We start from the raw sequence: 23,396 nt of genomic DNA, 5'->3' as shown, positions 1-23,396 counted from the left end.
CTTACTCTCCTTTATCAATGAACTCGTAGTTTTGCTCTCATTTTTGCTAATTGCGAAAGTGCGGCTTTGCTGGTCCTTGGGCCTTTCTGAGTAATTGTTTTGCACACCTTTGGAGCATCTTTAAACTTTTGGCCAGCTAAATATTTTTTAATATTCGCCTTATAGTTTTCTACAAACACCTGATGACTACTTACCCCATAGGAACCACCCCAAGGCGTTGCTTTTGCTGCTGCGTACAGTATGGGATTAGGCCATGCGGTGAGTTTGCTTCTCTCCGGCACAATCATTAACTCGTAAGCAATGCGGTACGCCCCTCTTTCAGAGTGAAGCCCTAAATCTTCCGGCTGCAACTCCTGACATAGCTCATAAAATTGTTTCATCGATGGAGGATAATGAAAACGCTTCTTGCATTTTCCTAGCGCAATTTCGACTTCTTTGCGTGTGAACTCAGTCAAAATCTCTTCCCACTCTGCTTTTAAGTTATCCGTTTTTAGCTTGCTTCCAGCTTTATCACCAACCACCGTCACTTGTTTGCTGAACATCGAATATAGAGCCGTCAGCTTTGCAAAAACCAGGTCCGCCCTCTTGGTTAGGGATGGGTCGGGCTGGCTCTGCGGCGGCGGCTGCATAGACTTGCTGCTCGTAAAGGTCAGCTGTTGACAAATTTCTGGTGCTGTTTGCATTTTGATTAATTCCTTCATCAATTGGGGTTAACCATATTTTTTCTTTCAAATATCGAGTAATTCCAAAAATCTTGCCTTCTAACCAAAGCCTGTCGCGCTGTTTGCGCGCTATCACATCAGCAAGCATTTTCTGCCCTGTTTCCTCATCAATTTTTAAGCTCTTCCATTTTTTCCAAGCCCATGCATCAGTCCCACCTCTGCGCGTAGCTGGATATTCAGCAAAGAACCGTTTAAATATCTCTGGCTTGGGAACTGGTTTTGCTCTTTCCTTCTTGCTTGTAGTTTCATCACCCCCTGACATCTCGCATTTTTGATTCTGAGCGCCTTTCTCTTGGGGATTAGCCTTGTCTACATCTTCAACTGTGTTCTCTTGCTGACACGTTGCAGAACTAGCTCTCTGTTTTTCCTCAACCTGCTTCATTGCTTTGTTAACAAACCAACCTCTGAACTTTGCATGCCAGTCAGTAATGTCGTTAGGCTTTGAGGTGTAGTGAGTTAAAAACGCTTCGGCTTCAAGCCTAAGACCACAGTGTTGAATATCGTGCTCCTTGATCAACTCAAGTAACTCATCTGATCGACTCAACAACTCGTCCACCCTTGGGGGGACTATAGGGGGGATATTAATAATTTTATTATTATTAATATCTTTATTAACCGCGTAATTTTCCAGGGTCGGTGACAAATTTGACCGACCCCGTAATTTTACCGGTTCGGCGCAATCGCCCGTATCATGCGGCTTTCCAGCTTTTAACACTTTTTCTAGCCGACCCTGTAATTTTCCAGGGTCGGTGGATTGATAAGGGTCGGTGATAGTAATTTCAGCAAGACGTTCGGGGTTAATTTCAATATAAAGCTCTGAGCTTTTAAACCCTCCATCTTCGCCCTTAACTTTTTTAATGTGTCTTTTAATAACTTGATGATCAACTTCTAATCGTTTTGTTGCCGCCTTAACTGAATCAATAGACAGCCCTATTCGATTTGATAAAAACGAATAACTCGTCTTAAGAATATCTCCCTCGAAATGTTGTAGCATTAATCCATCTTCTGAACGAACAGCTCGATAAAGATAAACAATTGAAGCCAATACAAGACCAGATTCTTGATCAACCTTCTCTACTCCCTTAGAAGTTAATTTTTTTCAAATGATGTTTCCACGAATGACAAAAAATATCGCCATGATAATCAAGCGCAGATACAAACGGAACAATTGAACTTTTTAATTGGTGTAACACAACTCCACCCCCTAATATCAAAGATAAAAATAAATAGCTCGACAAAAAATTAAAGGGATAATTTGTGATAGAAGTGCTGATATTTTTTGCATGCTTCATCAGCATAATCATAAAAGATAAAAACTATGCAATGTAGCTCTAAGCCTTTATTGCTCTGGTTATTTAACTGGTTGTTCATTATTTTTCTTATTTCCATGCTGCTTGTGAAGTTTGTTGATATGACTCAAATAATCATATATAATTATTCCTCTCATATAATTTTACATGGATGATATTCTATGTCAATCATAAACAAGAGAGGATAATAGGACAAATGACAAAAAGACAATTAAAGCGAATTGCCGATAATATAGTTTTTTTAATGAATAATTGCTCCCCCCCAATGTCCAAGCAAAATCTAGCAGATAAATCTAAAGTTAGTTATCCTACATTAACCCCTATACTCCAAGGAAAAAGAGACTTTGGAGTTACTAAACTTATACAAATATCCGAAGCTCTAAATACAACCCCTGCAGAAATACTAAACAAAACCTATGCTCCGCCAAAATTAGAAAAAACACTTAATGATGCTAAGTATTTAGCCACCTTTATTTCAACCAGTAGTGTTACATTTTGCTCATTACTAAAAAAAGGAAATAAAAGATGCAGTAAATCAACCTCAGAATTTACTATAAGCTGTAGTCATGACCCATTTGAGATTATTGATAATCTTAAATCAGCTATAACATCTATAGATGAAAATATCGACATGCAAGATGTTGCTGTTTTTATTTCTATCCAGGAATACGAGTTTAGAAAACAGAGAGAAGAATTAAAGAAAATAGCCAATAACGAGTTTTGCTATGCAATTATAGAAGCCGATTGGAAAAGCGATTATCTAGCCCACTTTAAAGGACGAAACGGAATATGTGTTACTATAAATGATGGTCTTTCAATTAGTCATAGCACTAACCAAGGTGAAACCATTAAAAAAACACAAGGCTTAGGCTTTCCGATAGCAGATGAAGGCGGTAACTTATGGCTAGGCTGGCAAGCAATTAGGCATTCTATAGAAGCAAAAGAAGGTGTTGTAAAGCCAACCAAACTGTCGAATAAAATACTTGCCATGTTTAACTCAGACCTTTCTGAAATGTCCGAAGAAATATCAAAATCACCGAATAGAATTTACATAGAAGCATCATCTACATTAAAAGAAATGCTATACAGACAAGAACCAATCGCCAAAAGTATCGTCAAAAATGGTTTTGATAAGATTTTCAGAAAAATCTCTGAAATTGACAAAATAACCAAGCAAAAGATGCCTATCTGCTTATCCGGTGATGTTTCATATTTATATGAGGACCTCTTGCCTCAAGAACGTATATACGAACCTACCAAGGCAAGAGAAGAATTATTAAAAACTCACGGCATGAGCATGCTGAATGACTTTGTCAGCAATTAACTCTTCATTAGTGACATGAGGCATTACGCTCATATTGCATGCCTCAGCACTAACACAGTTATCTTTAAGATCATCAATAAAAAGAATTTTGTCATCTTTATCAGCAATAGTCTCTTTGGCTAAAGAAAAAATCTCACCTTCAGGCTTCCTCAGCCCAACCTCATACGAAAGAATGATATTATCAAACATATAGTTCATATGAACGCCGTGGTTTCTAAAAAATTGATTTTGAATCAGCTTGAAGTGCGTAGGGTTCGTATTGGATAAAACAGACAATGAAAAATCATTTTTCTTAAGGTCAACAAGAGTATTGAAAGTTTCCGAAGAAACCCCTCCCTGGTTTGAGTTCCAAGCGGCGATAATCTCATCGTCACTTGCATCAATATTAAATACCCCTCTAACAGATTCAATAAATTCCTTTTCCTCTATGCTCCCAGTCTCAAATTTATTACAAATTTCAGATTGCCCGTAAATTGTAAATAGATTTTCTGGCTTATCCATTCCCAACCCATCAAAAGACTTAACAACCCTAGAAGGGTATATTTTTTCGATAACCCCTCCAAGATCAAACAAAATGTGCTTACTCATCATAATTCCTTATCAAAACTCTGTGGATAACCCGATCACCAATAAAACTAGATCTACCATGGAAAACAGATTTATTGCTCAATATGAGACAATCGCCGCATTGTGTTTTTACCTTTACTGTGTTTTCCCGAATAATGTTAGTAACCTCATTAAATTTTTCTTCATCTTCTTTCTTAACACTAATATGGTCATCATTCCGAAATCTAAAAAAATCACGTGAATGATCATAAAATGGCAAGTATTTGTTATTACTGTCATTTTCAGAGCTAAATTTAGCACAAAAATTTAAATTATCAATATCTTTTAACAAATGATCATCAGGAAAAAATAAAGTTGTTTCTCCTCCTTTCTTGGCAGTCTTTTCAAACCACATTGCAACAAAGTCAGGAGGATTATCTGTACTACTTCTATCAGTATGAGGAAATAACTCGACATTCTGGTAGGCCAATTTATCTAAATTTAATCGAGTGGAAATTTCAACGGAACCAGAATTATCAAAATCATCTTTTTGATGCAAAATCGAACCAAAATTTTTACATATAGAAACAAACTCCTCTTTGGTTCTAACATTTTTGAACAGGCTTACCTGTTTATTGAATATATTAGATTCATTTCTCCCTTCGTAACAATGCATAAATACTCCCCGACATGGCATAGACATTAGAATTTTACTACTAGTTTTTGAAATTAAAAATCAAATATGATAATATCTTGTATTCATTATTGACTTTCAACTATAATAACTTAGAAGGAATTTTATGTCCATATTTGCACTATTTATCTCTATATTTGCAGGGTTAGCGAATGGCTCCTACATCTATCCAATTGAAAACAATCAGAAAGATATTAACCTTGTTTGGATACGATTTGCCGCAATCACTTTTCTCGCAATACCAAGCCTTATTTTTATTTACTCAACACTGTCAGGAAGCTTCTATTTAACACTAAAACACAGTTTAATAATATTATTAGTCGGAATATTCTTCGGGATTGGGATGTTTGTATTCACAAAAAGCGTGAGATACATCGGTTTAGGGGTGCCTTTTGCAATAAATATTTCTCTCGGGACATTATCCGGCTCTCTTTTTTCAATTTTCATAAATGGCAAATATTATCTTTTCTCAGAGGATAAATTAATAACATTGAGTTATGCTATTTTTATCATTGCTATAGCCCTTTATGCATATTCACTTTCAATTCGCGACTCTCAAAAAAACATCAATTGGGTGAAAGGGCTTTCTCTAGCATTGGCCTCTGGCATTTTATGTGCATCTCAAGGGGCGGCAATTGGCTATTATTCCGATTATCTAAAGTCTTATCCAAATCACTTTACTTCACTGCTCATCCCTTGGTCATTAATATTTATTAGTTGTGGGATTGTTTTTATATTGTCACAAATAAAGGACGCAAAAAACAACAAAGTGAAAATAGATTACTTTTCAAAAGATAAAAAATCTGTGAAAGTCGCCGGAATTATGTCAGCAATGTATTTTGGTTCCGTTGTTTTATACAATTGGGCAAATGCAATGACTCTAAAGTTTAGTGAAGAGTTTCTATGGATTAGCTTCATGTCTTGCATTGTCATCGCCTCAACCGTTTGCTCATATGTAAAAGGTGAGTGGATTAACTCCAGTAAGAAGGGGATGGTTATTAATTACACAGCTATTTTCATGCTCATTTTTTCTATTATCTTGTTCGGCATCGCTAGCACAAACTAGCTCTATACTTTTCTATCGAGGACTTGTAGCCCTCCGGCATAACCAAGTCCTTAATTTCATCAAGTTCAAACACACCTAACTCTTTATGTTCTGAGCTATATTTAAGGTCGGAGGTTTTATTGTTAGTCCTGCATGCGTAGGTGACAATAAGAACATGTGTATCACCATCAATATGGTACAGCCATGAGTCAATAATACCAATCACTTCAACATCAATATTAAGCTCTTCTTTTATCTCTCGCCCAACACACACATTAGGTTGCTCATCTAGCTCAAGCTTTCCGCCAGGAAGCTCAAACTCATCACGCTCATTTTTCAATAAAGGGATTTTTCCATCAACACAAACCACCCCCTTAACGGATACAGGGTATCTATAAGCAGCATTATCACTAGGTTTAATCATATTTGATTTTGACACTCTCTAAAGAAAAAAGTAAATTTATAGTAAGTTTCAAATGCTAAGTATACCAATGCCCTCAACAACCCACAAAATTCTCGAACTCCTCCAATCAGGCGAAGAGCTGACACGCCCCAAGGCTTACGAATTAGGTTTCGGCCACTGCCTACCTACCTTCATATGCCAATTACGCAAAGAAGGCTACAGCATCCGCTCATGGAAGGGAAAGAAGGGCTATTACCACTATCAGCTCGATACAGGCTCTAAAAACCAATTAGATTTGTTTGAGTCTCGGCAGTTAGAGTTTGAGTGGTGATACTCTAGTTTTCACATATTTTCCATAGCTCCTATTCTTAGTTGCGACTAAAATAATAAGCGACAATACTCGCAACTAATGGCAGTAGACCAATTTTCGCTATTTCTAATATGGGACCATTTTTGTCTGGTCGCCAAGCATAGAGAACAATGCAGATTAAAAATAGGAGTGCAATACCAAGAGAAAAGCCTATTGCCATACTTGCTTTATGTTTAGGGGTAATCTCCTCATTTGGTGTCATCACTTCCAATGGTATATTAGTTTTTTCTATATCATCATAGTTAATGCTATTAGCCATTAGTTCCATCCAGGTATATTAAGCTTGACGCGCCTACCACTCTTACTTTCAATTTCAATAGAACCTTTCTTGCCACTTAGGACCAAAATCGAAGCCATAGCCTCAACAACTTGACGTAAAGCATCAGCACCATTTTCGGCCTTAAGTAATTCTTGTATTCCTTGTAATTGCTGAACAGTTTTAGCACTCATGTCGATTTTAACAGATTGATTTTCTTGGACAGTGACTTTTTCTTTTGACTTACTTAATAATTCTTGAAGTGCTGTTGGCTTAAACTTACCCGCTTTCCTAGCCGCTGCTTTTTTAGACCCTCCAATCTTTTTCGCTGCTGCTTTTTTAACAACACGTTTTCTTAGCCTTTGCTGTTTATTTTTCTTTGGTGCATCTTCCATTGCTTACCTCAACATAAAAATAATTTTTCACAAGCTTTATTTTTTGTCAGTCGCCGCCTTTACCAAAGTAATAACCTAAAACTAGAGTTATGACGTTACTTGCAAGCAATATGATAGGTCCTGTAATTGTTGCTGGTGTACCGGGCAACCAAATTTCAACAGCAACCATTCCAAGCAAAGTAAGAAAGGCGACTATCAAAACATATTTCGCAAATGTAAGTCGGACTTTGCTCAACTCATGCTTGTTCTGCTCTTTAACCACATCAAGGTTAAAAGATTCTTCTTCTTGTGGCTCACTCGCGCCTAAGTTAATAGTGCTCATTCATCGAGCCTCTGAAAATTTAAGCTGTCTAGTAATTCCATCCTGGTCTTCAACAGTAACACTTTTCATGTTAATCAATTCATTCATAAGTCTTACAGCAGAGCCTATGGCTTGCGCACCATTTTTTAACTTCAGTTGTTGAGTCAAATACTCAATCTGCTTGAGCGTGTTTGGGTCAAGGTCCATTTCTACTTTTTTAAACTCTTTAGGGACCATTGTTATTCTCCTTTGATTACATCGTCAGCAACATTGCTTAAAACTCTAGCTAATCACCTTTTATCATTTACATTATACTTCGCCGCACTAATATCAACAATCACCCCCAAAAACTAACCCACAATTTCGGTGCATAGCGTGTGGGTAACTATGTGGACAACCTAAAAAACGTCACTGAGCACTAATGCAAACCAAAACTGTACAAATTTTGATCAAATACAACATATTGCCTAAATCGCCTTTTCTACGCCTATAAGCCGACAAAATGAAAAACCCATACCTTTCATCAAGTTAGGCGAGAACGAGGCTTTAAGGATGGTTTTAAGAGGTGTCAGGCTTTCTTTTTCTTTAACCTAGCCATTAGCTCTTGCATTTCATTAATTGCTTCAATTACACATAACCAAGCATCTTCCGGTAGGAGAGGCAGTTTGTAGTTTGAGTGAATTGTTGCTGCTTGCTTAATAAAAAGTTTTTGAAGCTCTTGATCTTCAATATTTAGTTTTCCTGCTAAACGATGAATATTCCTCGTTAGCGCAGGAATGGGGATACCAAGTTCTTTAGGTTTAAATGCAGGGTCCGATTCAAGGTCGAGGTAACCTTGTTTATTAACCGGTCCATTAATTTCCCAATAGAATGCTTCCAAATACATGTTTAATGCATAGTTTAGCTTGCCTTCCTTTTTAAGCTGATTTGCCATTCTTTGCTTTATCTGTGCATATTCTCCCCAATTCCATAAAGCTGCACTTTCTAGTAGCCCTTTGTTCCATAAGCCCCAATGTACATCAGCATCGGAAACTTTGCCTCCACCTCTTGAAGCACTGATCCTATGCCTTTCATCTTCAAACTCCTTTTTCCTTTTCAGGTATCCTTCATACTCTCCTTCAAATACTATCCATTCAATACAAAGCTGCTCAAGATCTTCTTCTTTCAATAAAACTTTCTTTTGATCAAGGGGCCTTTTTCGTGATCGAAAGTAATTATTGCAAGAGGGGCATTTGCTTTTCCTCTGAGGCATGCTTTCAAATCGATAGCCGCAGTAGGGGCATAAAGGTTCTTCATTTCCAATTTCAGTCAATCTTGGCCAATGAGCTGGTATTGCTTTGCTGTTATCTTCATGAAGTTTAGACAGCCCCCTTAATGACTCAACCTTTATTATCTTTAAATTGATTTGCTTGCTGGGTTTGTTTGCTTTAATAAATAGGACTACAACGAGAAGAAGAGCCAATATTGTGAAAAGAGTTATCATCCTGTATTTCTAGATCACTTTTAGTTCTAATGTCTGTACTTTACAGGTTTGTAAGCTTAAAACAAAGACAGAATGACTGAATGAGGATGGTGCGACCGTTGTACTCGACGCGGTACATGAGTGTTGTGTGAATTGTAGGGTAAAAGGGGTAGTCCCTAAAATGTCCCAGTTATTTCAATTGGTGTTAGTGATAGAAATGTCCTAGTTATTACAACGCTTGTTAATGACGCATGTCCCAGTTATTACAAATAATCAACGATTAAGTTTTAGATGTTTAGTGTTTATATAATAAACTCCTTTATTAATAGTCTTATAAGATATTGCCTGTAGCCGCTTATGTAAGCTATATCAACGCATTCTTAGTATTTTTTTTGTTTATTTTGTCTCAGTTATTTCAATGATTTGTCTCAGTTATTTCAATTTTATAGCCGAAATGTCCCAGTTATTTCAATGAGTTATAGAAAAATGTCCCAGTTATTTCAACAATTTGTCCCAGTTATTTCAACCTGGGACTGCTATTTGTCCCAGTTATTTCAATAATTGTCCCAGTTATTTCAATAAAATGTCTCAGTTATTTCAATCTTGAAGCGTATAATATTGAGGAGTCTGCTTTTCCTTTGATTTCAAAAGCTATGAGTTTTTTGCTTTCAAGGCGCTCTAGAGCTTCTTTAGCTTTAAATCTGAATCGTCTAGAATCTGAACCCGACCCACATAATTCTCTTAACTTTTCTAAGCTAACTACATGCGGTTTTATGCTGGTGTCATGACTGTAGATGTAGCTGTAGAGCCATTTATCTAAATCTCCACTGATAGATAGCCTTACTTTCTTTTCTAGATAAGATGTACCGTCAACAAATAGTTTTGATAGGTCATAATTAATTTTTAGAGCAAATTTAGAGCTTTGCTCGTCCTCAATGAATGATGATAAGAATGAACCAAAAAAACGAACTTTGCGCTTTTTAGATAAAACACCAATTTTTGCACTAACTAGCCTAGTAATACTCTTATCGAGCCACAAATATGAGTCTTTGCTTACTGTTCTTTTCATTAGCTGAAGAAGTTGTTTTTTAGTAACTACTACAGAATCACCAAACCCTTGAGCTTTACAAGCTTCTATACACGCTAGTAAACAGTCAAAGTCTGCTTGATCAAGCTGGAATCCGGACATAGTAATTTCATAACCATTCCATGAGGCTATTTTTTCACCTTCATATGTTTTTGCGTTTTGTTTGTATTCTTTTCGCTTACCTCGTTTAACCACTGAAAACAGGGCGGATCGAAGAACGCAATAGGGAGCAATCCACATGTCGTCATTAAAGTGTTCAGGTGTCCATATTTTACCTTCACTCAACTTCTTAGACTGAACTTCCTCAGCAATTGGATTATTGAATATGCTGATTTGCTCACCGGATTTACTTTTAATTTTTGCTATTCTTTTTGCTACACTTGCGGCAGAGTTCATCATCGGTCCTTATCTAAATTCTAAAGAATATATTCCACGCAGTTTTTTCACTGCTTTATCTGGCGCTCTTCTATGGTTATTACTGTCTGGCCTACATAACCAGTTACTAACAGATCGAGAGCTATACCCTGTTATTTCAGCAATTTCCTCAGTGCTCAGGTTATGTATAGCCTTAATCACAACAACTTGCGCATTATTAAACCCATACTTTGTTTCTATTAGCTCTTTCATAGTTTTAGTTATCATCGTTTTATTTTTCGTTATTTGTACAATAATTGAAAGAAGATAAAAATGCAATTTTTTTACAAGAAAAGGGTTTACATACACCCATTTTTTAGATATATTAAACTTAAGCCAGGCAAGACTGGTAGCAAAAAAAAAGCCCCTTAGTGCTGGCACACATAAGGGGCGGCGATTAAAAACCCTAACAAGGAAATCAATCATGAGTAATGATATACAAAACTCTGCTTACTTTCAATTAGACTCTACTGACATTCGCGACCTTGAGGTTATGCTCGGCATGCTTGAGAGTCATATCGGTCAATCTATCCCTGCAATCAGCCGCATTCTAAAAAAACTAGATACTCCTATTTCTCAATATCGAATCGTAAAAACGGGTCTTAGTTCAGCTAAGAGCGTCCGCCTGAATTAATCACTTACTTTTCAGTTTTTAGTTTTACAAATTCATTTTTGAGGGATAAGTCATGTCTAAAGAAAATAAAGCGCAAGCAGTCATCGAGTTCGTAAGCCAACCAGATCGCACTTTTACGATTGAACTAGACACAGTAGACAGCATGCTAAAGCAGCTTTTAGATCACGCTGGAAATTGTATCAACATCGACTTTGAAGCTGCGAAAGATGAGGCTTTTGATTTTCGTGCTTCATTTAACGCAGTGTTTTATGAGTTGGATTATGAGGTTGTTTCTTGTATCAATGCTCCTCTGCCTAAAACTCAACACTTCGGCTCTGAAAATACACTAGTTGAATTGGAATTAATTAAAGAAGGCTTAGAAGAATACGGCGATTTATTTAAGCGTTATTACCAGTGCAAACATTGTGAAGATGCAGAGCATGCGGTGGATATGATCGAAACCGCTGCAATCCTTGCAACAGCCGCTTAATTTGTGGGGCTTCGGCCCCTTCTAGGGAGGATTTAAAATGTACGCAACAAAAGAAGAGCAAATTGATTGGGCTGGCGCAAAGGTTATTGAGAGTATGCCGATTGATGAATACCACGCGCGGCCAGAGCTTAGTAGTAGCCAGCTTAAGTTAATTAATAAATCAATTCGACACTGGCGCGATGATCAAGAGAGCCTAAAAGAAGCCACCGATTGTATGTGCCTAGGTAATTTGGTTCATGCTTTAGTACTAGAGCCGGAGGAAGTTAAAAAGCGCTATGCTGAGCCTTTTATGGCTCCTAAAAATGCTTTAAGCAAAGTTGACGATATAAGGGCTTATATCCGAGATAAAGAGCTTCACAATCACCCATCTAAGTTGAAAAAAGATGAGTTGCTGGAACTGCTCAAAGAACAAGATCAAGATGCGCCAGTGTTGTGTTTGATGCAAGAGAAGTATGAACGTCAACACGCAGGTAAAGAGTTCGTGACCCCTGCAATGATGGAGCAAGCACAGTTTCTTGCTGACTCCATCAGAAACGGCCATCTAATGAGTCAAAGGCTTTTAGCAGGGGGTAAGCCTGAGTTGAGCGTTTTCGGCGAATTAGAGGGCGTTCCTGTACGTGTCAGGGCTGACTATTTGCACCCTACCGCGATTGTGGATATTAAAACCTGTCGTGACGAAGTTTCTGTTGAGCGATTTTCTAAGGTGGCCGTTGATATGGGGTATTACCTGAGCGCGGCGCTCTATATGCACGTCATCGCACAACAGACAGGAGTACAACGACCTTTTGCATTCTGTGCAATCCATAAGGCAACGGGTTATGTCGCTTATCACAAAATCGAATGGGGTTCTGAGGCTCACAGTTATGGCCTTCAACTCTGCAGAAATGCATTAGAGCGTTATAAGCAATGGCAAGCAGGTGATAAGAGTTTAGAAGAGTTTGCTTACGGTGCCCGAATTACTGACCTTCAAGTGCCTAAATACGAATTAAACAAAGTTATGGGGAAATAAAATGGAATTACAAACTCAAAATAAGCCTTTTTCTCTTGCGCCAACTAGTTTTGAAGGCGCATTACAGTTTGCTGAAATGATTGCACAGTCTGGCTTGTGCCCTACAAATTACAAGGGTAAAACGAACGATGTGTTTATTGCGATGCAAATGGGTGCAGAAATAGGGTTGCAGCCAATGCAAGCAATACAAAACATTGCAGTGATCAATGGTAAGCCTACGGTGTACGGTGATGCGTTAATGGCAATTGTTCGTTCTCATCCAGATTGTGAATCAATCAAAGAGGGTTACGACGAATCGAAAAAACTTTGCTGGTGCAAGGTGAAAAGAAAAGGCCAAGATGAGCAAGTGCGCTATTTTTCAATGCAAGATGCAGAACAGGCTGGGCTTTTAGGTCGTGGACCTTGGAAACAATACACACGAAGAATGCTGCAAATGAGGGCACGTTCTTGGGCGTTACGTGATGTATTTGCAGATGCGTTGTGTGGGTTTATGCCTAGAGAAGAGGTTGAGGATTATGAAATCAAAGACGTGAACTCCACCCCCACCGCTCAGGTTTCTACACCTCAAGTAGAGCCTCAACAAAGCAACGTCACCGACCTTAATTTAATTCTTGAAGGTCAAGCTTAGTAATTTTAATGCCCCTTAATTGGGGCTTTGGAGAGATCATGAGTGAAGACTTAAGACAAAAGGCTTATATCGTTTGCCTTGAGAATTATATCAGGCGCGTGCAAGAGCTTTTATTTCAAATAGCCAATGAGATTGACTTTAATCAAATGGCTCTTATCGAAGGTAACTTTTTTGACGCTGAGTTTTCTGAAAATGTAATGCCTGACATTAAGGACGCTCTAGGCAAGAGAGGTAAATTTTACTTGCCAATTGGGTATGAACTGGAAAAAAGAAAAGCGGGAGTGTAATGATGAAAATGTCAAAACAAGATTTTGAAATGCTCGGGCCTATTATTTGGAAAGCCCACGGTAAGGCGGTAAAGGATTTGCAAAATATTTCTGAGTCTATGTATGAGGAGCTTCAAAGTGACAATGATAAGTTGACTTGTATGCTTACTTTGGTTCAAGAGCTGGTTCGCTCTGTTGTTTCTGCTGGCTTCAAGACGTGTGACAACATCGACGATGAAAGCGAAGGCGAACGGTCTAAGCACATTTTATTCTCTGCTATTTCGCAAGTGCTGGCGCAGTCAGGCCATGAATACAATTTAAGGTTAAGCACGCAAATTGATACTACATGCCTTGCTTGGCCGATTAATTGAGGTGATTGTTATGTATGAGGAGATAGATATGTTAGTTTTGACGCGCAAAGAAGATCAAGCAATTTTCATCGGTAAGGACATCACGGTTAAGGTGTTGTCAGTATTAGGCAACCAAGTAAGAATCGGCATCGACGCGCCGCAAGAAGTGCAAATTCATCGAGACGATATTAAAAATAAACGGCCTAAACCAATTAAGGTGGCGGTGTGATTTAGGGGCTTGCGCCCCTTTTTGTTGTCTTGATTGAGAAAATATTTTAACCTGCGTTAATTTTTTGGTTGAAAATGTCTGATACTATTAGTAGAAATTTTGATTGTTGGGGGAAATAAATGCCTATTATATCCATAGCGTGTAGTAAGGGCGGTGTTGGTAAGTCAACAATTGCAACAAGCTTAGTCGTTGCCCTTCAAGCTAAAGGCTATAAAACTATTCTTGTTGATTGCGATAGTCAATTCTCAGCAAGTGATTGGGCTGATGTTCGCGATGAAGATGAGAAATTGCCAAAAATAAAGCACGTCCAAAAGGTAGGACGTATAAAAACGACTCTGCAAGACTTACGTGATGAATATGACTTTATTATTGTTGATACTGGTGGGCATGATAGCTCATCGGAGTTAAGGCAGTCTCTTACCTTGTGTGATTTAGTTCTAGTTCCGCTAAGACCAAGCCAGCACGATGTAAATACGGTCGCAACGATGATAGACCTTATTGAAGATGCTCAAGAAGTTGCAAACCCTAATTTAAGAGCATTATATGTACTAAATGCTGTGAGTCCTGTAGCAAAAAGCAAAAAGCTTCTTGAGATAAGAACGGCGCTTGATGAGATAGATGAAATCGTTTTGTGTAAAAATCATTTGTGTCAGCGTGATGCATACATTCAGACAGCAAGTGATGGTCGTGGTGTAACTGAGATCAAAGATAAAAAAGCTAACGTTGAGTTTGAAGCTTTAGCGGCCGAAGTGTTGAAACAATTTAAGGGTAAGAAATATGGCATCAAGAGCAATTCAAATAAGAAGAAAACCAAAGCAAAAAAAGTTAGTTAAAGATATTGATGACTTCGTTGAAAGTCATAACGGTTTAAAGTCTGAGCTGTGGGCTGATGTTGAGGATTGTTTTCTTTCCCCGTTAAAAACAGATAGAAAAAATATTAGTCCAGAATATATTGCAGGACTTGCAGAGGACTTGAAAAAACGACAGATTAATGCAGTTGTCGCTAGAGAGTATGAAGGCAAGTATGAGGTTATAGCTGGAGAGTGTCGATATAGAGCGGCTAAAAGTATCAACATTAAGCTATTGGTTCGAGTTGTAGACTGGTCTGATGAAGAGGCAATTGCAACAATTATTTCTGAAAATGAGAAACGGGAAGACTTGTGTGATTATGAAAAGGCTTTGTTTTATCTTGATTGTAAAGGCAGCTTAAGTATTCGAGCATTTGCAGAAAAGCATAATCTAGATAGAAATTATGTTAATCGCCTTTTTAAGCTTGAAAAGATACCTAGCTCTGTTGAATCGGTTTTTCCTATGGTAGATATGAGTGCATCCCAGTTTGAAGAAATAGCTAGTAGAATTAAGGAAAATAGCTACTATGAGGATGTGTTTGTGGCGCTTGCTCCACTACTGTCTCAAATTGAGACACCTATCACTTGGAAGGCTTTTCTTGCAAAAGTAGACCGTAAGGTTAACCCTCCTGAGAGGCAACCAAAAAAGAAAATAGAGCGTTATGTTTTCAAGGCTAAGGACAAGGAAATAGGGAACATCAAGCCCACTGAAACGGGTTACTCTGTCACGATTAAAAAGAAAATGAATCAAAAAAATACAAGGCGTTTCAGCAAGAGCTTGAGGGATTGCTTGAAAAGTTTTCTTAATGGGTCCTAGGGGCGGCGTTACTTACGCTGTCCTTTCCCACACAATTACACCAGACCGCGCAGGGTCGAGACCATGAGAGTGCGGTTTGCCTCCACCAGTGTTGAAAGTGTAGTCATCGCTTTTATTGGCGGTTGTCGGCTTAACAACACCAACATCACTACCTCCACGCTGGATGTTTGAGTCGTTCGGAATGCCGTGATTATGTTCTGGCATTTCATCGATTGTGAGCGTGTGATCATTTGTTGCTGTGGTTCCTGCTTTTGCTCCTGCGCCGACTGCAAAGTTATTTGAGCCAGCGATAGCAAGTAAACGACCTGCATGGTCCGCGTCTATGTCGGTTATTTTTTTCCAGGTTATGCCTTTGCCTTGGTAAGGGGGAATTGCTTTATCGTTGAAGGTAATCCAGAGAGCACCGACAGGGTGAAGTTGATTAAGGTCTACTTCTACTTTGAGGCTTCCGTCTGAGTTTTGTGTACGGTTTAAAGTATCGCTTTTAATTCCTGTGGGTGAGTTATCGTTGCGTATCCACGGCTTGTAGGGTTTATCTGCTGGATTATCTGAGCTAGAAATAACTTGAGCGCGTGTAAAGGTTTCTCCGTTGTCTCTGATTGCAAGCTGGCCTGTGACCTTGTGTTGTTTGTCATCAAGGAAAAGGTTAATACCTGTAAAGAATACATTCCCTCCAACTGGCTGATTTTGTGCGCTGTATGAGCGTATGAATTGAGTTTTAGTTGCGCCATTCCAGTTGTATATGTTGTTGCAGTATTGTTCTTTAGTGACAAGTTGCGGCGTGATTAAAATCCAATCTGACCAGGTTTTGCCATCGCGTGATAGCATCCGGCAATATTTGTTATGACTTGAGTAGCTGCCATCTTCAAAGCCAACAAATTCCTGGTAACACCCTGGGTTGTCACTGTATGGATAGACAGACAAAATACCCAAGCTTGAAGGTGTGTTTTTCCAGCCGTAGCCCGTGCCAGAATAATGCGCTGCTTTATCCTTAAAGCTGTTTGCATCACCATTTGCAATCTCGATTGTTCGAGCATCGTTCGCGACCATTGAATAATCGATGCGCTGCCAAGAAGTCCAGCCTTTCCCTGTGGTGTATTGACGCACAAAAGTAGGAGCGGTGTTATCTGTAGCAAGGCTGGTAATGGTTTGCGTTAAATCATCAGAATCAGGCACTCTAATAACATGACACGTCCACCAATGACCTTGGGTTGATCCTAAGCTTGGCCCGTTTTTCATGGAGGTGTTTTTGCAGACAAAAAAGCCGGTACTATTGACTAGATTCCAATCGCCTAAATCATCGACTAAAATGCCACACGTCACGTTGTTATAATCCTTGGCAACAACGGGGGAGTCTACTCTACGCCAATCGCCAACAGTTCCATCGCTGGAAATAAGACGCGACCATGTGCTGTGCCCTGTGCTGCTACTTTCTGCGTAGGTGGTCCATGTCTGCAATACGCTATTGTTGTCGGTGTATTCGAGAACAGTGAGCCAGCCATAACCATATTGAGGGACGTTTTTCATACCTGTTTTCGTCGCGCAGTAAATACCGGTTTTTTTGATTGTGTTTGCATCAGAGCTTGCGGCGTTAAGTGGTTTGCCGTTGTATTGAACTAAAGGAAATGACGCGCTTTGTTGTGTGGTGTTATCAGCAAAAACTAAACCTGATTGTACTTTAAACGGATTGTTAGAAATAACTTGAGAGTTGGTTGCTTTAAATACCGTAGAGCCAGCAACATTAACATCAACCTCGCCGTTTTGACTTTTAACCGCAACTGAGGAGTTCCCCCAATTAATTTGATGCGAGGCTGTTTCGTTTATCCAAGTTCGCTTATCGACGATGTTAGTGATTTGGGTCGCGTCTGTAGTAATGTCGTAGAGTTCAACATCATTTGCATCGTCAGAAAGCGGTGAGGTTGTTGCTTTGACTTTGGTATCAGTTAAATCAACATAGACGATATTTGTTTTATTCGCGGTGAGTGCAACGGTTCCGGCTGGCACTGTGATTGATTCATTGTTCTGTGTCACTGAGCCTTGCAGATAACCAAAAATGAGGCCTGTTGTTGTCGTTGCATCCTTGCCGAAGTTAAACGGTAAATAGCCAAACGACTGCGTGACTTCATCAACGTAACGAATCCACTGTGCCACACTTCTAAAAATATAATTGAATTTATTAAACTCTGGCTTATCTCTGAATGCATAGCCGTAGTCGATAAGCTTTTGTGGAATTTCTTCAACGTTGGGCTGGCCGCTAATCGGGTCAGTGCAATCTTTCATTGCAAAATCGGGGTAAGTGGTTGGGCGTTCTAAGCTCATAGTGTTCCTATTAATTAAGTAAAAATTCTGCGGTAACACGGCCCTCATCAAAGCCGCTTGAAATATCGTCGAAGCCGAAGGGGCTGCCGCCTTGAGTGGTGAGCCCATAATATTGAATCCCGCCCCCGATGACTTGCGCGACAAGTTGCATATTGCTAGGCGTTGCGTTTTCGCCGTCGAAAAAGACTTGCACCTGGGCTGGTCCGTGGTTGTTTTCTCGAAATTGGATGACAGAAGAGGCCGTGATTTGTTTTGCAACGAAAGAGATATCTCGCTCGCGGCCCTGACTTGTGTTAATTGCAATCTGCAAATAAATTGCACGGCGGTAATTGTCATCTTTTAAGCCGTTGCGTTGGCAGCCCACATCATAGCCGACATCGTCAAGCTGCTTGCCTGTTGCATTATCAATGTAGCGTTTGGTCAGAAGGTCGATAAATGTTTGTTCTGAACTCTGCAATGCGTTGGTTAAAACCTGGACTAGTTTTGTATAGTTGTCTTTGCCTTTGAATTGTTCGAGGGTACGGCTTAAAGCCAGTGCATTGTGATCAATTTGGGTGATCGTCGTCATCTTCTTTTACCGTGATATTGGCTGATTTAAAAACTGCAATCGAAACGCGGTCAATCGGTATTTTCTTTTTGCTCCAAGGTTGCTCAATATCGGTTTTCATAGTGAGGTCGATATATTCGATGCCTTCGGGAATTGATTTATAAATCGCTGCCACGAAACGCTGGGGAATAACATCAACATTAACAGTTAAGGTATTGCCGTAAGCTAGAGCTGCATTCAGAATAGCTAAGTTGATGTCGGCAGGCATGGCCTCTTTATCTTCTTTAGCGAAAATAATATCAATGTAGATTGGTATTTCTGTTGGTCGTGAGAAACGGCTAAGCTGGGTATCGCCGTTTGAGTCGGTGACTTTCAATTCGATGCTGCCGTAAGTAGGAATACCGCCCGATTTTTCGTTAAAGATCGTTTGTGCAATTTCTTGTTCATTTCCGCCTAATACAATGGCGCTAATGCTGTGAGGGGGTAAATTATTTGCATCGGTCTGGTCTGTGGTGTTTTGAAACACATAAGCGTTTGTGACTCCTTCTAGTTGTCGAACGGCAGCGGATATTGCATCGACAGAACCCGAACCTAAAATCTTTAAACTGCTATTTCGCCTTAAAAGAATTTCCGTGTCAGATTCTTTCTCACGACCTAGGATAGCCGCGCTTGGGTTAGTGGAGCTATCCCAGCCATACACGGGGGTTTTAATTTCAGTCAGGCTGTTTTCTGGTGCGCTGATAACGCCGTAATCTAATGCTTCAACTGTGGCGATGATGCTGCATTTTTCAATGCTGAGTCCTGCGCTGGGTTCGGTTGAGAACGTCGAGAGTGTGCCATTGGCTTCAACCGTAAAAACACCTGAGCCTTTAAATAATGCGGTTAGTTTATCGGAGGTGGTATTTATTTGTGCTGCAAGTTTTCCTGCAATGTCATCGACCGTATCGTTTTCTTTTGCGATGTAGCTGTATTCGACTTGATCAATATTGAGATAGTAATTATTGCCTGGGATGTGCGTTGCTACGAGAACCTGCAGAAAGGTCGCATTGTTATAGCCAATCGTTTGATCGTTGGTGAGTTCAAAAAGCTTTGCTGTGTTTTCTACGGCGATTTGCGAGCTTTTTGGAATGCTCACGCCCGTGTTACCGGTTAGAATACATTTTGCATTGGACTTATTCGCTCCAAGGCGTTGAATGCCGACACGGGCACAGCAATCAGTGAGATTTTTATCTTGGGCTGTATACGCATTTTGAGCATCGTAAGTTGCAGCGCCGAGTTGGTAGATTTGGTAGAGCTGTGCTGAAACAATGTTAAAAAGCTGACCTAGCACTGTATAGGTTTCAGCTTGCACCCCTGAACCCCACAAGGACTGTGCGTCTGTTACCATGCTAGAAACTAGATCGTCTTGTGTCGGCAGTGTCAGGCCCGTGTCAGTTAAATAGCTGCTATTAGCCACTCACTGTTACCTCCGTATTATCACTTGCAAGAATGCGAGCGGTGTAGGTGTACTTGCGTTTTGCATTATCAATGGATGATGTGAACTCTAAAATTGTGCTCACCTCACTCTCTTCTAAAATGGCTTTTTTGAATATTGAATCGATAACATCAGCGGTAACTTTATTACCGAGGATATTTTGAAAGTAGGGAATGCCTGCGGTGTCATCTAAAAACCATTCGCCCTGAAATGTGTTTAATTTAATGCTGAGGCGTTGGGCTAGGCTGTCAGTTAAATGTAATGACAGAGAACTAAAATCAATATCGTGATCATCATTAAGTAAAAAGTCGGTCATAGTAAAGCCTTAGGCTTACACGGTAAGCCGAGTTTGTGTGATTTTTTGCAAATATATTGGGCGACTAAAAGGCGTTGTTTTGGCGTGGTCGGTATTAAGCTGTTTTCGTGGTATGGATTAAACTTATTCAGGTTTGCTGGTTTTCCCTCCGCCTGGCTCAACCCCACCGTGAGTATGAGATTTACCGCTAATACCACCCGCAATAACATCCGTTGTGCCGGTGATGGTTTTATCACTGTTAATATTTCCTGAGCTGTGAACATCGCCTGAAAAGCTCGAGGCTTTCGAGCCTGCGCTTGCGGTTAATGCTGGCGTGGTTAAATTACCCGTAATTGCTACGTTGCCTTTAAATTGGCTGAGTGGTGCTGTCACCGTGAGTTGTTGGCTTGCGTTAATATTTGCGTTGATTGTATTGATTGTGATTTGCTTAGGTGCATTAATCACGATACTGCCATCGGGTTTTAAAATAATCTGATTGCCAGAGAATTTAAGTTCCGTGTTAACGGGATCAGCGTCAAGAGTTTTGCTATATGGGTATAAACCAGGAATAAACACAGCATCCGTATAGTTGTGCTTATGGTTCCCTAATGGCTCCGCTTCGTCATTGTTACCTGTCATCCACTGATCGATAGATCGTTCGCAAAAAAATAACAGTCCGGTGTCGCCTTGCTTAGCTGGGAAAGATAAAAGCCCACCGCCTGCGCTTGGAAACATGACAGGAATATCGGTTATTACTGGCATCGAAAAAGAACGCCCGTCACGGAGTTTTTTCTTAATGACTGGCTGAATGTTTGCTTTTTGTGTTGCCGCGTCATAGGAGGCAATACGGCCAGGAATGGAGGTATGCACATCACAAAGGCGAGACTCTAAAGCGGCGTGCAAGACCTGTTCAAGCGTGTTCATTGTTGATTGCCTCTAATGTTGCTAATGTTTTCCAGTTTTTGCCAAGGGTTTCCCCTCTGTGGTTGATTTTGCTGACTCGATAAAAGCTATTGATATATTGCGTTTCAACTTTGACAATCGAGTGCGGCACAATGCGAGGATTGACCAAGCTTGTAATTTGCAGGCCGTTATTCGGTATGTTTTCACGCTCTAAGCCGTTCGGATTAAATGCAGTGATGCGTGGCGAGTCAATTAAACCCGTGTCTGGCGTTAATAAAAGCGCCTGTCTTTGTGTGTTGGTTCTCAGTGCCGAGCTGATATAAATCACGCCATCTTGTATTGAGAACTTCATAAATAAGCTGCCTAGTAGCGTTTGAAGCGCATCACGTGTTAAGCCAGCCACATAATAACCGTTAGAGAAAATGTGACGGGTTAACGTGTCTTGGTCTGTAATTTCGCTTTTGGAAATACTACCATCAGCCGTTAAATCTTTAATTAAGCTTTGAGCCACTTGTAAGGCATTGGTGCCCGATGGGAATGTCGAAAAAGAAAACGTTTCTTTTAAGGGCATGTAGCCATCACTACACTGGATGAGTGTTGCGCGACTTGCTTGTTCTCTGTGGGTATCAAAGCCGCTCACTTGGCCAGCGAATAATGTGACAAGGGGCTGATCATCGTAAGCAACAGACAATATCAACGCTAAGCCTTTTTTTAGCTTGCTAATGTCTGAGTCGTTCAGATTGTAGACGGTTATATTTGCTTTGTTTTGATCTGAGCTTTCATCGGTTTTAGTAATATCAAACTTGATATTCAGTTCGGTGATTTCTATGCCCGTTTTACCAGCTTCGCCGATTTTTAAGGACCATTTTCGATTAAACTGCTTCATTTATTTCATCTTGTGTTAAATAAAAAAGCTTAAAGTCTGTACCGAGATTGTTACGTGTCGGTGGTTCATATTGATTTGCGGTATTGATACCGACCAGCTCTCCAGAGATAAAATTAGTGAGTTTGTACCTTTGGATAAGTGGCGAGTAGGGTAATAATTTTAGGCCGCTTAAGATGGCGTTTCCGTCGGTGTCAGCTATCGATATTCTCCAAGTTTCATCCCGTGTGTTCCAACGGACATCAAACTTGTAGGCGGTGCCTTCAAGGGAGGTTGTTTGTGTGTAGTTTGGTAATTTGCTGCTTAGAGGTATTTCTATCATTTAAAATAGACCTTTAGTAAAGCTTATTGCTTTTGTACCGAGTTGATATTCAAATGTTCCTTTTTCAACAGGCTTTGCAGCTACATGACCTAAGTCTGCTTTTTTCGAATTGTCATCTTTAGTCTTTTGGTCGGCGATATTATCGGGAACCGTTGTGGTCTTACTAACAACCTTTTTAATGATCTCAAGTTTTAACTCAACAAATAAGCTGTCGCCTGTCTCTGAGTCACTTTTAATATCTAAGTCGGCAATGGCTGCATTATGTACTTTTTGCTCATTATTGATTGCAAGAGTGACTGTTTTTCGGCTTTCCCAAAAATCGACGAGTATTTTTTCAGCATCTTGTGGTGATGTGTATTTATGTGTGACAACTTCACCTTTCTTAAGGCTGCTGGTAATGTCGATTGAATAAGGGGCTAGACTAGATAAAAAGGTGATTGGAGAGGCTGATACAATCCCTTTGATATTAATCACTGGGTTTTCATTGATAATATCATCGGTGATCGGCGAACCGTCCTCAACAGGAAACTTTGTCACCTTATTTCGATATTTTTTGTGCTTGGAATCTAGAAAGTCAATGTAAATTGATTTCTTATCTAAAAGTAATGTCGCCCCCATCGTTACTCCTTATTTGTATATCGTGATAATAATTGTGAGTGTTGCTTGTTCTGCATTTGATTCACAGTGTCCTCTATTATTTCAGCCATTGACCTTGATTGCTCTTGTGTCGTTCCTGCAGCAACATTGAAGCTAAAATTAAACGTGTTTTGCGGTGCTAAGCTAATGGCTTGAGTTGAGTGTGTATTGTGGGATGTTGTTTGTTGTAATAAACGAGGCGTACTTAATGAAACAGCATTTTGTTGAAGGTGTGCAACATGACTTAATGCTGCCTCGTGCAATTTCTTTAATCTTTGCTGTGGGGTTGTAATATCGTATATTTTTTGACTCTGTGGCCCTGCTCCAAATAGTTGAACATTTTCAGGCGTTGGGCTTGCAGTAGATACCTCCATTGCTGCGCCTGCGGTAGGGAGAGCGAACAAAGGAAATCTAGCTAAGCCAAGCTCAACACCTTTA

33 protein-coding genes are annotated in these 23,396 nt (G+C 39.7%); 12 read left to right on the top strand and 21 right to left on the bottom strand.

What is annotated here, in order from left to right:
* Positions 1-14: 14 nt before the first annotated feature.
* Both BGC07_RS17500 and BGC07_RS17495 read right to left on the bottom strand, forming a co-directional pair.
* Positions 15-542, bottom strand: a complete 528-nt coding sequence (locus BGC07_RS17500) for a hypothetical protein (RefSeq protein ID WP_069314350.1) — start codon at positions 540-542, stop codon at positions 15-17.
* Positions 511-1,716, bottom strand: coding sequence for a hypothetical protein (locus tag BGC07_RS17495; RefSeq protein ID WP_069314349.1), 1,206 nt, complete (start codon positions 1,714-1,716; stop codon positions 511-513). Before BGC07_RS17495 ends, BGC07_RS17500 begins: the two co-directional genes overlap by 32 nt.
* A gap of 512 nt (positions 1,717-2,228) precedes the next feature.
* Between BGC07_RS17495 and BGC07_RS17485 the strand changes: the two genes are divergently transcribed.
* Positions 2,229-3,356, top strand: a complete 1,128-nt coding sequence (locus BGC07_RS17485) for a hypothetical protein (protein WP_069314347.1) — start codon at positions 2,229-2,231, stop codon at positions 3,354-3,356.
* Here the strand turns inward: BGC07_RS17485 and BGC07_RS17480 are convergent.
* Positions 3,309-3,929 carry an HAD family hydrolase gene (locus BGC07_RS17480; protein WP_158007012.1) on the bottom strand — a complete coding sequence of 207 codons (621 nt, stop codon included), beginning with the start codon at positions 3,927-3,929 and terminating at the stop codon, positions 3,309-3,311. The two genes, BGC07_RS17485 and BGC07_RS17480, sit on opposite strands and share 48 nt — an antisense overlap.
* A gap of 7 nt (positions 3,930-3,936) precedes the next feature.
* Positions 3,937-4,578: a TauD/TfdA family dioxygenase gene (locus BGC07_RS17475; protein WP_069314345.1), complete on the bottom strand. Its 642-nt coding sequence runs from the start codon at positions 4,576-4,578 to the stop codon at positions 3,937-3,939.
* Between the two features lie 124 nt (positions 4,579-4,702).
* On the opposite strand from BGC07_RS17475, the gene BGC07_RS17470 reads away from it, so the two are divergent.
* Positions 4,703-5,662 carry an L-rhamnose/proton symporter RhaT gene (locus tag BGC07_RS17470; RefSeq protein WP_069314344.1) on the top strand — a complete coding sequence of 320 codons (960 nt, stop codon included), beginning with the start codon at positions 4,703-4,705 and terminating at the stop codon, positions 5,660-5,662.
* Here the strand turns inward: BGC07_RS17470 and BGC07_RS17465 are convergent.
* The gene (locus BGC07_RS17465; RefSeq protein ID WP_069314343.1) at positions 5,649-6,065 is read right to left on the bottom strand and encodes an NUDIX hydrolase; all 417 of its coding nucleotides are present in this window, start codon (positions 6,063-6,065) and stop codon (positions 5,649-5,651) included. The genes BGC07_RS17470 and BGC07_RS17465 overlap by 14 nt on opposite strands.
* 67 nt (positions 6,066-6,132) lie before the next feature.
* Between BGC07_RS17465 and BGC07_RS17460 the strand changes: the two genes are divergently transcribed.
* Positions 6,133-6,375 carry a hypothetical protein gene (locus BGC07_RS17460; protein WP_069314342.1) on the top strand — a complete coding sequence of 81 codons (243 nt, stop codon included), beginning with the start codon at positions 6,133-6,135 and terminating at the stop codon, positions 6,373-6,375.
* 37 nt (positions 6,376-6,412) lie between these two features.
* Here the strand turns inward: BGC07_RS17460 and BGC07_RS17455 are convergent, their stop codons facing one another.
* The 7 genes from BGC07_RS17455 to BGC07_RS17425 all read right to left on the bottom strand — a co-directional run bounded on the left by BGC07_RS17455 (position 6,413) and on the right by BGC07_RS17425 (position 10,755).
* Positions 6,413-6,673, bottom strand: a complete 261-nt coding sequence (locus BGC07_RS17455) for a hypothetical protein (protein ID WP_069314341.1) — start codon at positions 6,671-6,673, stop codon at positions 6,413-6,415.
* Positions 6,673-7,065, bottom strand: coding sequence for a hypothetical protein (locus BGC07_RS17450; protein ID WP_069314340.1), 393 nt, complete (start codon positions 7,063-7,065; stop codon positions 6,673-6,675). Before BGC07_RS17450 ends, BGC07_RS17455 begins: the two co-directional genes overlap by 1 nt.
* A gap of 46 nt (positions 7,066-7,111) precedes the next feature.
* Complete coding sequence (locus tag BGC07_RS17445; RefSeq protein WP_069314339.1) at positions 7,112-7,387, bottom strand: hypothetical protein; 276 nt, start codon at positions 7,385-7,387, stop codon at positions 7,112-7,114.
* Complete coding sequence (locus tag BGC07_RS17440) at positions 7,388-7,603, bottom strand: hypothetical protein (protein WP_069314338.1); 216 nt, start codon at positions 7,601-7,603, stop codon at positions 7,388-7,390.
* A 331-nt stretch (positions 7,604-7,934) separates the two neighbouring features.
* Complete coding sequence (locus tag BGC07_RS17435; RefSeq protein WP_139121836.1) at positions 7,935-8,534, bottom strand: hypothetical protein; 600 nt, start codon at positions 8,532-8,534, stop codon at positions 7,935-7,937.
* 886 nt (positions 8,535-9,420) lie between these two features.
* On the bottom strand, positions 9,421-10,314 hold the full coding sequence (gene trfA / locus BGC07_RS17430) for a plasmid replication initiator TrfA (RefSeq protein WP_077217043.1): 894 nt from the start codon (positions 10,312-10,314) through the stop codon (positions 9,421-9,423).
* 6 nt (positions 10,315-10,320) lie between these two features.
* Positions 10,321-10,755: an RNA polymerase sigma factor sigma-70 region 4 domain-containing protein gene (locus tag BGC07_RS17425; RefSeq protein WP_069314335.1), complete on the bottom strand. Its 435-nt coding sequence runs from the start codon at positions 10,753-10,755 to the stop codon at positions 10,321-10,323.
* Here BGC07_RS17425 and BGC07_RS17420 point away from each other — a divergent pair.
* The 9 genes from BGC07_RS17420 (at position 10,754) to BGC07_RS17380 (ending at position 15,579) form a co-directional block, all read left to right on the top strand.
* Positions 10,754-10,963, top strand: coding sequence for a hypothetical protein (locus tag BGC07_RS17420; RefSeq protein WP_069314334.1), 210 nt, complete (start codon positions 10,754-10,756; stop codon positions 10,961-10,963). The genes BGC07_RS17425 and BGC07_RS17420 overlap by 2 nt on opposite strands.
* A gap of 52 nt (positions 10,964-11,015) precedes the next feature.
* Positions 11,016-11,432, top strand: a complete 417-nt coding sequence (locus BGC07_RS17415) for a hypothetical protein (RefSeq protein ID WP_069314333.1) — start codon at positions 11,016-11,018, stop codon at positions 11,430-11,432.
* 37 nt (positions 11,433-11,469) lie between these two features.
* Positions 11,470-12,441, top strand: a complete 972-nt coding sequence (locus BGC07_RS17410) for a PD-(D/E)XK nuclease-like domain-containing protein (protein ID WP_069314332.1) — start codon at positions 11,470-11,472, stop codon at positions 12,439-12,441.
* A 1-nt stretch (position 12,442) separates the two neighbouring features.
* Positions 12,443-13,069, top strand: coding sequence for a hypothetical protein (locus BGC07_RS17405; protein WP_069314331.1), 627 nt, complete (start codon positions 12,443-12,445; stop codon positions 13,067-13,069).
* A 38-nt stretch (positions 13,070-13,107) separates the two neighbouring features.
* On the top strand, positions 13,108-13,356 hold the full coding sequence (locus BGC07_RS17400; protein ID WP_069314330.1) for a hypothetical protein: 249 nt from the start codon (positions 13,108-13,110) through the stop codon (positions 13,354-13,356).
* Between the two features lie 8 nt (positions 13,357-13,364).
* Positions 13,365-13,706 carry a hypothetical protein gene (locus BGC07_RS17395; protein ID WP_139121835.1) on the top strand — a complete coding sequence of 114 codons (342 nt, stop codon included), beginning with the start codon at positions 13,365-13,367 and terminating at the stop codon, positions 13,704-13,706.
* Between the two features lie 28 nt (positions 13,707-13,734).
* Positions 13,735-13,914: a carbon storage regulator CsrA gene (csrA, locus tag BGC07_RS17390; RefSeq protein WP_069314328.1), complete on the top strand. Its 180-nt coding sequence runs from the start codon at positions 13,735-13,737 to the stop codon at positions 13,912-13,914.
* Positions 13,915-14,033: 119 nt separating this feature from the next.
* Entirely contained in the window at positions 14,034-14,747 is a 714-nt protein-coding gene (locus BGC07_RS17385; protein WP_069314327.1) for an AAA family ATPase, read from the top strand.
* The gene (locus BGC07_RS17380; protein ID WP_069314326.1) at positions 14,692-15,579 is read left to right on the top strand and encodes a ParB/RepB/Spo0J family partition protein; all 888 of its coding nucleotides are present in this window, start codon (positions 14,692-14,694) and stop codon (positions 15,577-15,579) included. Before BGC07_RS17385 ends, BGC07_RS17380 begins: the two co-directional genes overlap by 56 nt.
* 12 nt (positions 15,580-15,591) lie before the next feature.
* On the opposite strand, the gene BGC07_RS17375 is transcribed toward BGC07_RS17380, so the two are convergent.
* The 9 genes from BGC07_RS17375 to BGC07_RS20945 all read right to left on the bottom strand — a co-directional run.
* Positions 15,592-17,898 carry a pyocin knob domain-containing protein gene (locus tag BGC07_RS17375; RefSeq protein WP_069314325.1) on the bottom strand — a complete coding sequence of 769 codons (2,307 nt, stop codon included), beginning with the start codon at positions 17,896-17,898 and terminating at the stop codon, positions 15,592-15,594.
* Between the two features lie 10 nt (positions 17,899-17,908).
* Positions 17,909-18,466 (bottom strand): DUF2612 domain-containing protein, encoded by a 558-nt coding sequence (locus tag BGC07_RS17370; protein ID WP_069314324.1) that lies wholly within the window; start codon positions 18,464-18,466, stop codon positions 17,909-17,911.
* Positions 18,444-19,901 (bottom strand): baseplate J/gp47 family protein, encoded by a 1,458-nt coding sequence (locus BGC07_RS17365; RefSeq protein ID WP_069314323.1) that lies wholly within the window; start codon positions 19,899-19,901, stop codon positions 18,444-18,446. The genes BGC07_RS17370 and BGC07_RS17365 overlap by 23 nt, the downstream gene beginning before the upstream one ends.
* On the bottom strand, positions 19,894-20,235 hold the full coding sequence (locus BGC07_RS17360) for a hypothetical protein (RefSeq protein ID WP_069314322.1): 342 nt from the start codon (positions 20,233-20,235) through the stop codon (positions 19,894-19,896). The genes BGC07_RS17365 and BGC07_RS17360 overlap by 8 nt, the downstream gene beginning before the upstream one ends.
* A gap of 123 nt (positions 20,236-20,358) precedes the next feature.
* Entirely contained in the window at positions 20,359-21,138 is a 780-nt protein-coding gene (locus BGC07_RS17355) for a Gp138 family membrane-puncturing spike protein (protein ID WP_069314321.1), read from the bottom strand.
* Positions 21,125-22,003, bottom strand: coding sequence for a phage protein (locus tag BGC07_RS17350; protein WP_069314320.1), 879 nt, complete (start codon positions 22,001-22,003; stop codon positions 21,125-21,127). The genes BGC07_RS17355 and BGC07_RS17350 overlap by 14 nt, the downstream gene beginning before the upstream one ends.
* On the bottom strand, positions 21,990-22,322 hold the full coding sequence (locus tag BGC07_RS17345) for a phage baseplate plug family protein (protein ID WP_069314319.1): 333 nt from the start codon (positions 22,320-22,322) through the stop codon (positions 21,990-21,992). The genes BGC07_RS17350 and BGC07_RS17345 overlap by 14 nt, the downstream gene beginning before the upstream one ends.
* Positions 22,323-22,940, bottom strand: coding sequence for a phage baseplate protein (locus BGC07_RS17340; protein WP_069314318.1), 618 nt, complete (start codon positions 22,938-22,940; stop codon positions 22,323-22,325). It lies immediately after the preceding gene.
* Positions 22,941-22,942: 2 nt separating this feature from the next.
* The coding region (locus BGC07_RS20945) for a hypothetical protein (protein WP_158007011.1) at positions 22,943-23,396 on the bottom strand (454 nt) is incomplete at its 5' end.

The organism is Piscirickettsia litoralis (genome assembly GCF_001720395.1).
Classification (GTDB): Bacteria; Pseudomonadota; Gammaproteobacteria; order Piscirickettsiales; family Piscirickettsiaceae; genus Piscirickettsia; species Piscirickettsia litoralis.
Note: the sequence above shows the minus strand (reverse complement) of the source record. Positions and strands in the feature narration are given on the sequence as shown.

Excerpts from the sequence above, each read along its gene's own strand:
- BGC07_RS17500 (WP_069314350.1), bottom strand. The coding sequence starts at position 542 with ATGTTCAGCAAACAAGTGACGGTGGTTGGTGATAAAGCTGGAAGCAAG.
- BGC07_RS17495 (WP_069314349.1), bottom strand. The coding sequence starts at position 1,716 with ATGCTACAACATTTCGAGGGAGATATTCTTAAGACGAGTTATTCGTTT.
- BGC07_RS17485 (WP_069314347.1), top strand. The coding sequence starts at position 2,229 with ATGACAAAAAGACAATTAAAGCGAATTGCCGATAATATAGTTTTTTTA.
- BGC07_RS17475 (WP_069314345.1), bottom strand. The coding sequence starts at position 4,578 with ATGCATTGTTACGAAGGGAGAAATGAATCTAATATATTCAATAAACAG.
- BGC07_RS17470 (WP_069314344.1), top strand. The coding sequence starts at position 4,703 with ATGTCCATATTTGCACTATTTATCTCTATATTTGCAGGGTTAGCGAAT.
- BGC07_RS17465 (WP_069314343.1), bottom strand. The coding sequence starts at position 6,065 with ATGATTAAACCTAGTGATAATGCTGCTTATAGATACCCTGTATCCGTT.
- BGC07_RS17460 (WP_069314342.1), top strand. The coding sequence starts at position 6,133 with ATGCCCTCAACAACCCACAAAATTCTCGAACTCCTCCAATCAGGCGAA.
- BGC07_RS17455 (WP_069314341.1), bottom strand. The coding sequence starts at position 6,673 with ATGGCTAATAGCATTAACTATGATGATATAGAAAAAACTAATATACCA.
- BGC07_RS17450 (WP_069314340.1), bottom strand. The coding sequence starts at position 7,065 with ATGGAAGATGCACCAAAGAAAAATAAACAGCAAAGGCTAAGAAAACGT.
- BGC07_RS17445 (WP_069314339.1), bottom strand. The coding sequence starts at position 7,387 with ATGAGCACTATTAACTTAGGCGCGAGTGAGCCACAAGAAGAAGAATCT.
- BGC07_RS17440 (WP_069314338.1), bottom strand. The coding sequence starts at position 7,603 with ATGGTCCCTAAAGAGTTTAAAAAAGTAGAAATGGACCTTGACCCAAAC.
- trfA (WP_077217043.1), bottom strand. The coding sequence starts at position 10,314 with ATGATGAACTCTGCCGCAAGTGTAGCAAAAAGAATAGCAAAAATTAAA.
- BGC07_RS17420 (WP_069314334.1), top strand. The coding sequence starts at position 10,754 with ATGAGTAATGATATACAAAACTCTGCTTACTTTCAATTAGACTCTACT.
- BGC07_RS17425 (WP_069314335.1), bottom strand. The coding sequence starts at position 10,755 with ATGATTGATTTCCTTGTTAGGGTTTTTAATCGCCGCCCCTTATGTGTG.
- BGC07_RS17415 (WP_069314333.1), top strand. The coding sequence starts at position 11,016 with ATGTCTAAAGAAAATAAAGCGCAAGCAGTCATCGAGTTCGTAAGCCAA.
- BGC07_RS17410 (WP_069314332.1), top strand. The coding sequence starts at position 11,470 with ATGTACGCAACAAAAGAAGAGCAAATTGATTGGGCTGGCGCAAAGGTT.
- BGC07_RS17405 (WP_069314331.1), top strand. The coding sequence starts at position 12,443 with ATGGAATTACAAACTCAAAATAAGCCTTTTTCTCTTGCGCCAACTAGT.
- BGC07_RS17400 (WP_069314330.1), top strand. The coding sequence starts at position 13,108 with ATGAGTGAAGACTTAAGACAAAAGGCTTATATCGTTTGCCTTGAGAAT.
- BGC07_RS17395 (WP_139121835.1), top strand. The coding sequence starts at position 13,365 with ATGTCAAAACAAGATTTTGAAATGCTCGGGCCTATTATTTGGAAAGCC.
- csrA (WP_069314328.1), top strand. The coding sequence starts at position 13,735 with ATGTTAGTTTTGACGCGCAAAGAAGATCAAGCAATTTTCATCGGTAAG.
- BGC07_RS17385 (WP_069314327.1), top strand. The coding sequence starts at position 14,034 with ATGCCTATTATATCCATAGCGTGTAGTAAGGGCGGTGTTGGTAAGTCA.
- BGC07_RS17380 (WP_069314326.1), top strand. The coding sequence starts at position 14,692 with ATGGCATCAAGAGCAATTCAAATAAGAAGAAAACCAAAGCAAAAAAAG.
- BGC07_RS17375 (WP_069314325.1), bottom strand. The coding sequence starts at position 17,898 with ATGAGCTTAGAACGCCCAACCACTTACCCCGATTTTGCAATGAAAGAT.
- BGC07_RS17370 (WP_069314324.1), bottom strand. The coding sequence starts at position 18,466 with ATGACGACGATCACCCAAATTGATCACAATGCACTGGCTTTAAGCCGT.
- BGC07_RS17360 (WP_069314322.1), bottom strand. The coding sequence starts at position 20,235 with ATGACCGACTTTTTACTTAATGATGATCACGATATTGATTTTAGTTCT.
- BGC07_RS17355 (WP_069314321.1), bottom strand. The coding sequence starts at position 21,138 with ATGAACACGCTTGAACAGGTCTTGCACGCCGCTTTAGAGTCTCGCCTT.
- BGC07_RS17350 (WP_069314320.1), bottom strand. The coding sequence starts at position 22,003 with ATGAAGCAGTTTAATCGAAAATGGTCCTTAAAAATCGGCGAAGCTGGT.
- BGC07_RS17345 (WP_069314319.1), bottom strand. The coding sequence starts at position 22,322 with ATGATAGAAATACCTCTAAGCAGCAAATTACCAAACTACACACAAACA.
- BGC07_RS17340 (WP_069314318.1), bottom strand. The coding sequence starts at position 22,940 with ATGGGGGCGACATTACTTTTAGATAAGAAATCAATTTACATTGACTTT.